Source organism: Alloprevotella sp. OH1205_COT-284 (assembly GCF_003859795.1).
Lineage (GTDB): Bacteria > Bacteroidota > Bacteroidia > Bacteroidales > Bacteroidaceae > Alloprevotella.
Map to the genome: position 1 here is coordinate 1 of NZ_RQYI01000010.1, position 14,991 is coordinate 14,991.

At 49.2% G+C, this 14,991-nt stretch carries 4 protein-coding genes and 1 CRISPR repeat array; all 4 genes read right to left on the reverse strand.

Features of this window, described 5'->3' with window-relative positions; genetic code table 11:
- The first annotated feature begins 1,024 nt into the window (after window positions 1-1,024).
- Window positions 1,025-1,720: direct repeats of the CRISPR family, unit length 36 nt; unit sequence GTTGTTTCGACCCCTCAAAAACGGGGCACTGACAAC.
- Between the two features lie 42 nt (window positions 1,721-1,762).
- Window positions 1,763-5,158, reverse strand: coding sequence for a hypothetical protein (locus EII14_RS04080; RefSeq protein WP_124931288.1), 3,396 nt, complete (start codon window positions 5,156-5,158; stop codon window positions 1,763-1,765).
- Window positions 5,159-5,779: 621 nt separating this feature from the next.
- A complete protein-coding gene (locus EII14_RS04085; protein WP_124931289.1) occupies window positions 5,780-8,746 on the reverse strand; it encodes a PEP/pyruvate-binding domain-containing protein in 2,967 nt (988 codons plus the stop codon).
- A gap of 484 nt (window positions 8,747-9,230) precedes the next feature.
- A complete protein-coding gene (alaS, locus tag EII14_RS04090) occupies window positions 9,231-11,858 on the reverse strand; it encodes an alanine--tRNA ligase (RefSeq protein ID WP_124931290.1) in 2,628 nt (875 codons plus the stop codon).
- A gap of 337 nt (window positions 11,859-12,195) precedes the next feature.
- A complete protein-coding gene (locus EII14_RS04095) occupies window positions 12,196-14,895 on the reverse strand; it encodes a glycoside hydrolase family 16 protein (protein WP_124931291.1) in 2,700 nt (899 codons plus the stop codon).
- Between the last annotated feature and the right edge of the window lie 96 nt (window positions 14,896-14,991).

A 14,991-nucleotide genomic window follows, 5' to 3' on the forward strand; every position in this document is an offset into this window, starting at 1 on the left:
GAGTTCAACTATTATAGGAGTACATTTGACCATTAAATGAAAAAGAGAGCATTTTTGCCCCCTTTCAGGAGTACATTTGACCATTAAGCCGCTTTTTTCACTGCTGCCCGACATGACATCGACCTGAACGGAAACACAATTTCCTCCAACTTGGAAAACACGGCCTCTGAGGTAGACATTTCTATCTCCAAGGTAAAGACACCCACCTCCCCTCGAAGCGTAACGATTTTCTCCCCTCGCGCGCGTACGCGCGCGCTCCTTGTGATGACATTTTGCCTTCACTGCCTCCGCTAAACGCTCCAATCCTCTGAATACCAATTTGTTCCGGTGAAGGCAAAGCGGAGGCAAAATGATTTTCTCTTTTTCAAATCCCTGAAAATCATTTTGTTGCAGTCTTTTTTTGCTTTCACAGCCTTGAAACTACCGATCTTACGCACCTCGTCAGTGGAAGGAGGTGAAAGCAAACCCCTATTTTGCCTTCACCGTGAAAGTTTGATTTTCAGTAGGTTGCAATTTCTTCTGAGGGCTTGCCTTCACTTGCCTTCGCAACAAACGTGCTGAAAATCAGACGAAAAGATGTTTTTGCGAAGGCAAAAGGGCAAAAATAAAAAAATAGGGCAGATCAACGTTCAAAAAGGGCGGTTTCATCGGCAGCGCGCCGTCGCCGTCGTCGGGAGTGAGAACGGAGGTGAAAGCCGGGTTGCGGAGCTATCAATGGAACATTGCAGCTTCAAAGATCTATCGCATTTTGAACCTTGCACGACTTATTCCCACAACTGCGTTGCCAACGATGAGTGTCCGCTAAAAGTTTCAGACCATAACTTTTAGCGGACACTTCTCATTCCAACCGAAAGAAGATCTGTAAAAGGAACTTCTTCTATATTTCTCTCTTTCCTTCCTTTCGTCTCTTGAAAAATAGCGACTATATTTTTATGCGTTGGAACGCGCATAATGAAACAGCGTGTCACTCTTGGAACTGACCAAAGTGGCACGCTACTTCTTTTTTAATAGCGTCTTATCGCTTGTTGTTTAGACCTCTCAAAAACGGGGCACTGACAACTATCCTTTGATTTTTGCTCCATCTGCTGTAGTTGTTTCGACCCCTCAAAAACGGGGCACTGACAACTATAAAATTATGAAAACGATAGAAGAACTAGTTGTTTCGACCCCTCAAAAACGGGGCACTGACAACTGGCGGCTCTATTTGGGGTTACAGATGAGTGTTGTTTCGACCCCTCAAAAACGGGGCACTGACAACAACAATATGAAAGAAAAAAAGAAACTTATTGTTGTTTCGACCCCTCAAAAACGGGGCACTGACAACGATAACTCGCATATTCATCACCTTTGATGCGTTGTTTCGACCCCTCAAAAACGGGGCATTGACAACCAAGTCGCTTACGAGATTTTTCAAGCAATAGTTGTTTCGCCCCCTCAAAAACGGGGCACTGACAACATTCTCCAAGAGGGTATTTACTTGTAGACCGTTGTTTCGACCCCTCAAAAACGGGGCACTGACAACAATAATTAAACATTAACCAACACTAAACTAGTTGTTTCGACCCCTCAAAAACGGGGCACTGACAACTAAGTAACGCTTATATCTTGGAATCAGTACGTTGTTTCGACCCCTCAAAAACGGGGCACTGACAACGGGGGGTTGATTTACTTTAACTCTTATTCTGTTGTTTCGACCCCTCAAAAACGGGGCACTGACAACATGCTTATTCTTTTGTTCTTGCAATCATAATATTGCATGCTATTAGTGTATTCTTCTTTGCAGAGGCTGAATATATTTTTTGATGACTTGATTGATATATTCTCTTTGTGCAGTAGCAATTCTTTCTTCTTTGTTTTTTATTTTATATTGAAATAAAGAATTATGAACACTTTCTAAGAAATAGTCTAACACTTTTCGTATGGGAGCCGGAAAATCTTGGAAAGACAGAGGAGTAGGAGATGAAACATACTTTTTGATGAATTTCTTCTCCAACTCTATAAGTATCGTATCATAAAGTTTTTGTGGGAAAGAGAAGTGGCAAGCATCATTGCGTATAATGTTGCTTTGACGATTTCCATTGTTATCAAACTTTTCGATTTTTTGCTCTTGCTCTATTTCCTCTAATAGAGTTTTCAGTGGTGTTATTTTTTTGTAAACAATATTGTTTCGTCCCGGCTTCGGGCGCAATTTCTCTTGGAGGATGAAAAACTTTTCCATTTCCATGTAAACGGATAAGAAAGTTCCCGACTCTCTTACAACTTCCTTTTGTAGATAGGTATAATCTTCCAGTAGGATTTTGCCTGATTTATAATTATCGTAAATCTTTCGGATTTCCTTGTTCCATTGCTTGTTCTTTTTCCTTTCTTCTCTGTCTGCCAATAGATCTATGTAGCGTGGAACATCGGTCAAACGTTCTTTTTCTTGATCGTTGTGAAGCATGCTTCCAACTTTTTCGATTTGTTTGAAAGGAAAATACAATCGAAAAGTTTTGGAGAGCTCTCTCTTGTCTTGAATTTCGATGAATAAGTCTTTACTTTGTAGGATTTTGTTTACTTTATTTCGAGCAGGATCGGTGATAGGGTTTTCTTTGTTGAAATAATACATAGCTATTTCGTAGAGCAAGCAATCTTCAACACAAGTGTTGCGGAGTTTGAAATGCAGCTTATTTAGTGTCGAATTATTGCTTTTCTGATGATCCTTGAAATAATAAGAAGAAATCAGATAACTTTGATTTGGGGGGAGTGGATAAGCATACTCTTGCTCTCCTTTGTCTTTTTTTACATGGTTGAGAAAGTGTTGAAGATTGATGTATAATATCGGTTGGGGTACTTCTTGATTGAACGAGAAATTCTTATACATGGAGAGTTGAAATCTATCTTCTCTTTTCTCTCTGACGGAGGTGCTGATCCATGTTTCGAAGATCTTTTTTGTATCTTGGTAGAAATCGTCGAGCGATTTACATTTTTCGAAAAGACCCGCAAGTTCAGGATTTGCAAGAAAACCTTTGGAGTCCAAAAGTTCACGCAATAAACGTTGATAGTCGGAGTTGACACCGTAATCAAACATATAGCAGCAGAAGTCGTTGTATTCTTCGCGTGTGAGATGATAAGATTTGTGGTGCTCTTTTTTTTCTTCGTATCTTTCCTTATAGACAGGTTTGAAATACATGAGATTCCATGCCTTTTTTACAAAACGAAGTTTGAACTGTTTTCCTTTGTTCTTTTTGAGGAAATGGGTGAGTGGGTCGGGATTCCCGGTTCTTTCTACTGTTTTCTCGACTTCTTCCAGCTTCTTCTGATAGCGAAGTTCGCAGTGTTTGGCTTCTTTTAATATACGATCTAAACCTTCGTTCGTAAGTTGAACTTCCTCTCCCGTAGCCCAACGTTTGACTGCTCGCCGAGGGAAGAGTTGCTCGATGATGTTTTTGTCTTCGGACGACACTTCGGTTTTGGATTTTCCAAAAGCGGTTAGGGCAGTCGCCAAATTTTCCCGATAGTGGGCATAATAATCTTCCAAGAGGTTTTTGCCTTTGCCTTCGGGAGTTTTTTGCATTAGGCAATGTTGCACAAGGCAAACCAAGAGTGGGCGTTGAATGGAAAGCAACACCGTTTTGTCATTCAGCGTGATCCGGATTTGAATGGCGTTGTTTTCGAAAACAAAGGGAGTATCCCAGTCGGGATAGCGGTCACGATGATCGGCCAAAGTGGAGAAATAAACGACCCTGCCACGATGAAACTTTATTTTGTCGAATTCTTTTTTCGGCAATCGCTCTTTTTCACTTTCCAAAAAAACATTTTGTTCTTCGGTGGTGTAGAAACGATAGCATTTGAATTGCGCATCGCTTCCGAAATAGTTTCGTTCGGCCAAATATCGGAGAGCAAACTCCATGAAGCGATCTTGATTGCGTCCGTAGGAGGTGAAGAAGGTGTTCTCTTTGAGGCGTTGTGCCAACTTTTCTACATCTTTTTGAATGGCTTCCACCTGCTCATCAATCATTTTTTTATTGACATCGGGAATTTTGTCGAAATTGTCGCTCAAAATAAATGATTGGATAGTTCTTTGGGGGTATGGAGTGAGGCAAACATCAAGGATTCTATTTTCTTCCATTTCGGCTATTTCCTTTTTGAGAACTTCAAACACTTTGTCTGCGTTTACTTCCTTTTCCAAGGCTTTGTTCCATTCCAAGGGATACTTGTTGAGATAGAGAATGATGTCTCGAAAATAAATGAGGTTTTTCTCTTCGCAATCAATGTCTTGCGCAGAAATGTTTTTCGAAAAGAACGTCATGATGTCTCGCTTGGCCATCATTTCTTTCTCTTTCGTTTTTTTGTATCCTTTTACTTTGGATATCATAGTGTTGGCTTCGTCTTTGTAAAGAAACATGCAAAGAGCGAAAAGTGCGCCGACAAATGAAAGATACTCTCCCTTTTGAATGGTGAATACCGCGTGTTCGTTATTGATTTTCCATTCAAAATCCGATGATACACGGACAAAGAGCAAATATTCGATCAATGAATCAAGATCATTAAGAGTATGATCATTGTTTGTTTTATTGAAAAGAAACTTTTTGGAAAGAAACTCACAAAGTTTATTTTTGAAGTCTTTGTTTGTGATGTGTTTTTGATATAGCTCTTGCAGTTTCTTATCATATTGCTCAGATGTAAATGAGGTATTGCTCAGCTTTTGGTTCGTTTTCTCACAAAGCCGTTCCCATATATTTTCATGTTCGAAATAAACCATGGTAGCAGCCATGCGGAAGCTTTCTTTCAAGAATTTACGCAAAGCATTGTTATTCTCCTTGTCTATGATTAGCTTTTGGAAATCGTGAACATAATGGTTGTTGAGATTTCGCAAATTTCTAAGTAGTTCTTCAATATCTTTTTTAGGAAACGCTTCCTTTTGCAAAGCCATATAATCCCCTGTGGCATATTGTTTCTGTTGCTCGTCATAGAAACGTTGAAATATTACGTTCGGTAGATTTTTCCATTTGTGGCCGATCGCAAAATAATAAAGACGTTGTCCGGTAGTTTTGCCAATGCTGTTTTGTCGCTTAATATTATGGGCACTTTTCTCGGCAATCGGGGCTACAAAGGCTTTATTTTCAAAGTATTGGCAGAAGTTCCATCGTGCATAGCTTTGAGCGATTTTGTCGTTCATAATCAAAACTTTATATGTGAGAAAAGCAAAAGGGTAAAGAATAAAATGGAGAGAGAAGCCAACAGGAGAGCATCTCGGAATAAACGATATTTTCGAGCGGCGGCTTTTGATATATCAATGATGTTTTCGATCTTTTGGCTTTCGAATGAGTCGAATTTATAGTTTGGAAAACCTTCGGATAGAGCTTCTTTCAAAAAATCCGCCGAATAGTATTCGAGATTTTCGCATCGAAAGAGATAATGGCTTGTGATACGTTTTCGGTCAGGCTTCTGGCGAGATCTTTTCGGATAAAATGACCAAAGACTCACGGCGATTGTAACGAACAAAGAGATGATTGTGAGTACAAGAAAAACCTTTTCCCAACAGGAATCCTCGAAAGAGAATTTGTCAATGATAATGCCCCAAAAGACAATGGCCAGTGCAATGAAAGATGCGTGTTTGGCCTCAACTAAATTGAGGGAAGACTGAACGTAACTTCTCAAATCGTCGATGCGCTTGCCCACATCGAGAAGCTTTGGTGAAGAGGAGTTAGGAGTAGACATAATTGAAAGATTTATTGATGATTAAGAGAGAATGAGTGAGAAGAAAAGGAAAATGGCGCGCTTGGCGGAGGACTTGTCTTCATACTTCGGTCGGGGGCAGGAGCACGAAGCCGAGCTTTTTCTTGCCGTCTATTTTGACGGAAAGCGGACGGGAAAAGCGGACGTGGCGCACGAAGCGCGTTTCGGTGACGGCGGGAAGGGCGTTGAGGATCGCCTCGTTGCAAACGCCGTCGCCCGAAAAGGCATTGACGGTGAAATAGCCCACGCCGAAAGATGTGAGGTTTTGGAAGAAGTGCGTGCCCTGCGAGGGATCGACCCGATAGTGGGAAAGACCGGCCTCGACGATGATGCGGGCGGACGAGATGTTCGGCCATTTCACGGGAATGCCCAACCACGAATCGTTCGATCCCCAACGGCCGGGGCCGATCAGCACGCAGTGGCGGTCTTCGGCGAGAAGGATGGAGTTGATGCGCTCGATGTCGTAGGCGATGAGGGGATTGTTGGAGGGCGAATAGCCTTCGGTCTTGACGTAGACCACATCGGCGATGTCGCCCATGATGCCGTGGCCGAGGGAGTTGTCGCTGCGCAGCAAAACGTCTTCTTCGCGAATGGAGGAGAGGTCGATGAGCACGTCGCTCTTGACGTCGACCATGGGGCGGACTTGGAGCAGGTAGAACACGCAGGAGCGGCGAGCGGCGTCGATGTCGACGGCAAACTCTATCTCGACGGGGCGGCGCATTTCGCTCTCGCTCAGCTGCAACACCTCTTGCATGAGCACGGGCAGGGGGAGGACGTCGTGTTCGAGCACGCCGACGAAACTGACGATCTTCCGTCCGCCGGGATAGAGGCCGGGGCGGATGATTTGGTCGGTGGGGTCGAAGGTGGAGGCGATGAACTGCAACGCGCCGTCTTTTTCGGCTTCTTTGACGGGGAGGCGTAGGAGGTTGAAGGCGTCGTCCACGGAGAAGTTTTCGCCTTTGTTGTCGAGATCGAGCGCAAAAAAACGGGTTTGGGTGTCGCGGAGGGCGATGTCCATTTCCGAGGTTTGGAGCACTTTACCGGGATGGTGAGGACAGACACGGAGCGTTCGGCCGCCGTCTACGATGTATTTTCCCAAACCGAGGGCGAGGCTGACGATGCCCTCTTCGGCGCGCTCGTCGCCGAGAGGATAGTAGTTGAGCGAACGCCCGACGCCCGACATGGCGGGGTAGAATCGGTTTTCGTAGGGACGCCCGACGACCTCTTGCAGAATGACGGCCATTTTCTCTTGGTCGATGACGTTGCGCGTGGCCTGCATATAGGCTTTGGAGTCTTTGAAATAGACCGAGGCATAAACGCCCTTGATGGCATCGGAAAGCATGTTGAGCATGCGGCGGCGATCTTCGAAATAGGGCACCATGTAGGTGTTGTAGATGCCGGCAAAGGGCTGGTAGTGGCTGTCTTCGAGCAGCGAACTCGAACGCACGGCAATCGGGCAGCGAGTGGCCTCGATGTAGGTGAGGAAGTCGCCGAGCAGGCGGCGGGGAAGCCGGGCACGACGGAAGGCGTTGAGAATGTCGGCGTCGTCGGCTTCGGAGAGGGCAACGGGGTAGAGATTGTTGGTGTCCATGAACTCTTCGAAGACATCGGTGCAGAGCACCACCGTTTTCGGTATCATGACGACGGCGTTGTCGAAGCGGTTGAGGTCGGGATGCCGCTTGATCATGTTGTCGATGAAGGCCAGTCCGCGCCCCTTGCCGCCGAGCGAGCCTTCGCCGATGCGGGCAAAGTTGGAATAGCTGTCAAAGCGGTCGCGGTCGAACACGGCCACCACGCCCTGATTTTTCATCTTGCGGTAGCTCACGATGGCGTCGAAGATGATGCGTCGGTGAGCGTCGAGATCTTTCAGGCTTTCCCAAGAGAGTTGCTTGATGAACTCGGCGAGCGGAAACATGGCGCGGCTGCGAAGCCAACGCGAAACGTGGTTGCGCGTGATGTGGTAGAGGAGTGAGTCGGAGGGCACGGTGTTGATCGCCGCTTGCAGTTCTTTGAGATTGCGCACCCGCGCCACTTCGTCGAAGGTTTTGGGATTGCGAAACACGAAATCTCCGAAACCGAAATGCTGTTTCACCACGGTGCGGAGGTCGATGTTCATCTTTTTGGAATTTTTGTCGATGAAATCGGCATTGTAGGCCGCGGCGGCGTGCATGTTTTCCGTTTCGGCCGATTGGAGAATGAGCGGCAGGTGGGGATCTTTGCTGCGCAGGGCGGCCAGCAGTTTCACGCCGGCCTTGGGATCGACCACGCCGTCTTTGGGATAGCGCGCGTCGGTGATGACGCCCAACACGTGTTTGGGGTGGCGTTCGTAGAGGTCGACGGCTTCCTCATAGGTGCGTGCCAAAACGATCTTGGGGCGGCCGCGCATGCGGAGGGTGCGTTGGTGGCCGTTGAGGGCTTCGGTGGCGAAATCCTTGCTCTGTTGCAACACGAACTTGTAGAGTTCGGGCAACACGGAGGAATAGAAGCGGATGTTGTCTTCGACCAGCAAAATCATCTGCACGCCCACCTCGTCGATGTCGTGGTCGAGATTCATCTTGTCTTCGATGAGCTTGATGATGGAAAGGAGCAAGTCGGTGTTGCCGAGCCAGCAAAACACGTATTCGAAGATACTGAGATCTTCGTACTCCATGCGTGCGGTGATGCCGTGGCTGAACGGGGTGAGCACCACGAGGGGAATGCTCTCGTGGCGTTGTTTGATTTCGCGGGCAATGTCGAAAGTGTCGCAGTTGTCCGTGCCGGGCATCACGATGACGAGGTCGAATGGTGTTTTTTCGAGTTCCGTCCAAGCCTCCTCGGCCGTCCCGGCGAGCATGAAGCGCGGAGGATAGCGCAGGGATAGGGCGGCGTATTCGTCGAAGAGCTTTTCGTCGATGCGCCCGTCGTCTTCGAGCATAAACGAGTCGTAGGGGTTGGCCACGATGAGGATGTTGAACACGCGGCGCGTCATCAAGTCCACAAAAGAGGTGTCTTTGAGAAATAAACGACTGAGATTTTGACGAGTGGGCATAAGCGAGAAAAATTATCGACGGAGGCCGTCGCAGACAAACCGGCAGAATTCATCGTTTGTCGGGATGACCGAAAGGGAGAAACAAAAGCAGAAAAGCCTGCATGAGGCCTATCTGAAATATGGGCGAAAATACATAAAAACTTTGTAAAAGAGAAGAGAAATTAAAGTTTATTCTCGATCTTTTCCCTCCGTCCGTTTTGCATCGGGAGGAAGAGGCGGATTGGCTGTTCGGAGAGGAGGTGAAATTTAGGTAACGAGTAGAAAGTTCTACGCCTTAGGTAGAATTTTCCGGCTCTGAGGTAGTTGCATCTTCGAGCACGGAGGAAGCTCGGCCGTCTGTCAGGCATCGAAAACAGAAAGTCGCCGCTTCGGTCTCTTTCGAGATCCGAAGCGGCGACTTGGAAGGGGGAAAACTTGTTTCGTTGTCGTTTTCAGCAAGTGTGGGCAAGTGCGTTTTGTGTACGCGTTGGGGAGTGGCGCGGCATCAGAAACCGGAGAGCTCCAACACCTTGGCCACGGCGGCATCAAGGCCGGCCACATTTTTTCCGCCGGCCGTGGCAAAGTGGGGCGCACCGCCGCCACCGCCTTGAATAAGACGGGCGGCTTCTTTGACGAGATTGCCGGCGTGAAGACCGCGGTCGGTCATCAAGTCTTTGCTCAGCATCACGGTGAGCAAGGGCTTTTCGCTGTGTTTCGATCCGAGCACCACGAGCGTGGAAGCGGGCAACTGTCCGGAAATTTGGAAAGCGAGATCTTTGACGAAATCGGGCGAAATATCCATGGGGATTACTCCCGAAACGATTTTCACGCCGTCGGCTTCTCGCGCTTCGTCGATGAGTTTTCCTTTGAGTTGTCCTACGCGCTCTTTGATGGCGATTTCGACTTGTTTGCGCAATTCGGAATTTTCGTCGATGGCTTTTTTCACGGCCGCCGTCACGTCTTTGGCGTTGTTGAAGAAATTGCGCACGCCGGTGAGCATGTCTTGTTCCAAATACATCAACTCTTCGGCAGCCTCTCCGGTAATGGCTTCGATGCGGCGCACACCGGCGGCCACACTGCTTTCGCTCACGATGCGGAACAAACCGAGATTGCCGGTGCCGGCGGCATGACAACCGCCGCAAAACTCGATGCTGTCGCCAAATTGCACCACGCGAACCTTGTCGCCGTATTTTTCGCCGAAGAGAGCGATAGCCCCCATGGCTTTGGCTTCGGCGATGTCGATGTCGCGGTGTTCCTGCAAGGGGAGATTTTCGCGTATGCGGGCATTAACCAAGCGTTCCACGGCTCTTATTTCTTCGGGAGTCACCTTTTGGAAGTGTGAGAAGTCGAAACGAAGACTTTGCGGAGTGACGAGCGAACCTTTTTGCTCGACGTGTGTGCCGAGGACCTCACGCAGGGCTTGGTCGATGAGGTGTGTGGCGGTGTGATTGGCTTCGCAGGCACGCCGCTTGTCGAGATCGACGCAGGCCATGAACTCGGCCGTGGGGTCGGCGGGGAGTTTTTTTGTCAGGTGAATGGGAAGATTGTTTTCGCGCTTTGTGTCGAAGATTTCGATCGTTTCGGCTTCATTGACCAACACGCCCTGATCGCCCACCTGTCCGCCCATTTCGGCATAGAAGGGGGTGTTGTCGAGCACGAGTTCGAAGTAGGTTTGCTTCTTTTGTTGCACTTGGCGATATTTGAGGATGCGGCAACCGTATTCGGTGAAATCCCAACCTTTGAAAGCTGTTTCGCCTTCGGCAATCACCACCCAATCGCCGGTTTCGACGGCGGCGGCGTTGCGCGCACGCTCTTTTTGCTGTTGCATCTGTTGCTTGAAACCTTCTTCGTCCACCGTCATGCCGGACTCTCCGCAAATGAGTTGTGTGAGGTCGAAGGGGAAGCCGTAGGTGTCGAAGAGGGTGAACGCCTTGGTGCCGTCGATCACGGTCTTGCCGGCGGCTTTGGTTTCGGCGATGACGCCTTCGAGCAGATGAATGCCGGTGGAAAGGGTGCGGAGGAATGACTCTTCTTCTTCGCGAATGACCTTGGTGATGAGTTCCTGTTGTGCTTTGAGTTCGGGATAAGCCTCTCCCATTTCGGCCACGAGGGTGGGCACAAGTTGGCAGATGAAGGCTTCGCGACGGTTGAGGAAGGTGTAGGCATAGCGCACGGCGCGGCGCAGAATGCGGCGAATGACGTAGCCGGCTTTGGCATTGGAGGGCAACTGACCGTCGGCAATGGAGAAAGCGATGGCGCGCAGGTGATCGGCAATGACGCGCATGGCCACATCAATGGGTTCGTTCTTGCCGTAGTCGAAGCCCGAAAGTTCGGCTATCTTCTTGATGATAGGTTGGAACACATCGGTGTCGTAGTTGGAGTTTTTGCCTTGCAGCACGCGCACGAGGCGTTCGAAGCCCATGCCGGTGTCGATGACTTTGGCAGGCAATCCTTCGAGCGAACCGTCGGCCTTGCGGTTGAACTGCATGAAGACGAGGTTCCAGATTTCGATGACCTGCGGATTGTCTTTATTGACGAGCGATGCTCCGGGCACTTGGGCTTTTTCCTCGGCGGTGCGTCCGTCGTAGTGTATTTCGGAACAGGGGCCGCAGGGGCCGGTGTCGCCCATTTCCCAGAAGTTGTCGTGTTTGTTGCCGTCAATGATGTGGTCTTTGGGGAAGTAGCGTTCCCAAATGGCCGCAGCTTCGTCGTCGCGTTCGAGGCCTTCTTCTTTCGAACCCTCAAACACCGACACGTAGAGGTCTTTCGAGTCGAGGCCGAGTACATCGACCAAAAACTTATAGGCAAACACAATGGCGTCTTCCTTGAAGTAGTCGCCAAACGACCAGTTGCCCAACATCTCAAACATGGTGTGGTGATACGTGTCGTGCCCCACCTCTTCGAGGTCGTTGTGTTTTCCACTCACGCGGAGGCATTTTTGAGAGTCGGCCTGCCGGCGCGATTTGGGTTCGGCATGACCGAGAATGATGTCTTTGAATTGGTTCATTCCGGCATTGGTAAACATCAACGTGGGGTCGTCTTTGATTACCATCGGAGCGGAGGGCACAATGAGGTGTCCTTGCTCTTCAAAGAAGCGTTTATAGGCTTCGCGTATTTCGTTTGCAGTCATCATAATCTTTTTGTTTTACTATTCGCGCACAAAAATACGAAGATTTTCCGATAAAACGCATTTTGTATTCCAGTCCCCTCTATTTCAATGCTTAAAAAAGCACGGATGCTATCTGAAAATGCCAAGAAATCGGGAACTTTTGGAAATCCTTATACCTCCGAAAGCGACACGCGGCTCGTCGGGTTTATGAAAAGGGTATGGCAAACCGCCTCGTTCGCTCATTGTCGTTTTTTTTTCGGAGGGAATGAAAACTGCCCCGCTCTTCGATGAAAAGAACGGGGCGATGAGGTCGGGTATATTGCTTGTTGCCTGTGTGGAACGGACGGCACAGGTTGCGCATTCAGGGCAGAGCCACTACTTTTCCGCCACGGATGTAAATGCCTTTGGAGGGGACACTCACTCTTCGGCCGGACAGGTCGTAGGTCGTTTCGTCGGGCTGCTGTTCTTTCGAGTACAAGTCGATTTCCTCAATGCCGACCAAAGGGTTTTGCTCTTTCGTTTGATAAACCCTCACCCAGTCGAAGCGCGTTTCATAGATGTGAGAAAGATCGGCTTGTGCCGCCCAACTGCCGTTGCCCACGCTTTGGTTGAGGATCAGGTAAAACTTTCGGTCGAAAGGCCATTGTCCTTTGTTCAAAGCCTCCGAACTTCCGTGTTTGGTATAGGTGTGTACTACTTTTCCGTCGAGCGTCCATTTTATGGTGGTCGGTGTCCACTCTATGCCGTAAGTGTGGTAGCGACTCATATCGACGTGTTGGTGCGTGTGCGAGTAAGGCGGATCGTTTTTCTTACCGAGGTTATACGTCCAATTGGTGTGAATGGTGTGTACGGTGGCACTTTGCGTGTCGATGTGTTCCCAAATATCTATTTCTCCCTCCCAAGGCCAACCTTTGACGCTGACGGACGGCATCATCCAAAAGGCCGGGAAATTGCCTTTGTGAGGTTTCGTAAGGATACGGCCTTCCACTTTTCCGTATTGGAAGTCAAACAAACCCCGGCTTTCCACCGCTCCGGTGATCATCGGCTCTTTCTCGCCTTTGGTTTTCTCGGATTTTGGGGTGGCAACGGCACGGCATACCAATTCGTTGTTTTCGATAAACACCACCTCTTTCGAGTCGGAAATCCAACGTGCCCAAGTCACGGGAAATCGTTGTGAACGTTTCCAGTATTTGGCGTTGGGCTGCGAGCCGTCGGCTCCGTTAAACTCTTCCGCAAAGAGGGGAAGATAACGGGCATCTGCTCCGGGGGCGAAGCGAGCCGTGATGTGGAGACGGCCACACACGGCCTGTCTCGGCAATACCCAAGTGCCGGCCGTGTTGCGGGTGATGATGTCCCATTGTCGATTGCCATTCACAAATTGAGGCCCGTCGAAGTTGTGTCCGTGTTTCACGGTGTATTCCAGCAGGTCGTAGCCCTTGTCTGCGGGAACACTGCGAATGCTCAACGGCTTGAAAGCCGCAACGCTTCGAGGCAGTGCTCCGACGGGTGCATAGACATTTCCGTGTTCGGTCGTGATTTTCAGTTCGACGGTCGGGCGGTGGACATTGAGCAGGAAGTCCGTCACATAGCCTCCCGTCAAATCGATGCGCATTCCCTCTTCGCCCAATATCCAACGGCCTTCGGGCGCAATGCTGTTGTGGTCAAACACCAGACGTGCGCGGTAGACCCCTTCGGGCAACAAAGACGGAATTTTCACTACCGGCAAACGCAATGACTGCGATAGGGTCGCGACGGCTTCTCCTATGGAGTTTTTGCCATTGTATTGGCTGAACGCCACCAGTTCTCCCGACAATGTCGGCAGACCTTCGGGCGTGAGTTGCGGTGAGAATTTGCCGTCTTGGTCAAAATCGATATAGAGATAAGCATGAAGCGGAGCGGCGCCCGCGAGGTCGGTTGTGATGTGCAACCGATCGCCGGGCACGACCGAAACCTCCTTGTCATAATGAGCGGAGAAGTCCTGATAAATGTTTTTTCGGTTTGGGGCGGCAATCGATATGGTGGTGTTTCCGCCTTGTTCGGCAGCAAAAGAAAGGCTGTTCAGCTGTGTGGTGGCCGTGGAGCTGTGGGTGAGGTCTTTCGGAAAAGCCAGCGGATAGATCGTTTCGTCCGATCCTGTGGGGGCGGCGTTCACAAATTCGGCCGAAAGTTCCACCTCTCCCTCTATCATTTCGGCCGGAACGGTGAACTGATTTTTGCGAATGAGATAGCCCGGAACGGTGTCTTCCGCCCACTGCCGTGTGGAATGCACAAATTGCGCTTCTTCCAAACCATAGCCGTGTTTGATGCGGAGCACGTCGAGTTTTTTCCCGACCGGAGGATGTATTTTCACCGTCAGGGATTTGCCGAAATTCGCGGTTTCGGTTATCGGCTCGTCGTTTTCGGTTGTGAGCAGATCTCCGCCTTTTCCCAAGCGAATGCGACTCTTGGCGTCGTGTACGCAGAGCGAAGCGTCGAGAATGACACCTCCGTTGGCGATGATGCCGTTTGAGCCTGTCACGGTGTTGTCTTTCGGCGAGAGTGCCCCGGCCGGATCAATACTGTTCCAGTCCACCTTGAAGCGTATCCGATAAGCACCGGGCTTCAAATCGGCCGGTACGACGAAACGCGGCATGTTCATCGTGTTGTCTTCCACCTGCACGCCTGCGGAGTTGTGTTTTTTGTAGTGAGAAAACGACATCAGGTCCGATCCGTCGGCAATGATGCCGTTTGCAGCCTCGGCCGAAAACTGTCCGTCGCGTCCGCGGTCGATATAGACATATCCGTGCATCCAAGCCGTGCTGAAATTGAAATCCACTTGGAGTTCTTCTCCGGCCGCGGCCGTTATTTTTTGTTCCGTCCGATCCACATAAGCCGTTTGTGCAGCCTCTGTGGAAATGCTTTGTTTCTCGCCGTTTTGAGAGGTGACGGTGACGCCGTTGAGTTTTCGTGAGGCGTGCGTGATGCTTTGTGTCTTCTCGAAATGGATGGGGTAATCCGTTTGAGCCGCCAACACCAACGGACAACAGCACAAAGCCGTCAGCAGTCGATTGTGCAAGTTCATAAGAAAGAGTTAAGGTTCTTGGAAATAAAGGAGAGAATGGCATTTCGCTTTGCGCAAATCTATGGACAACTGTCGGCAAACGGTTTTCAAACGCTT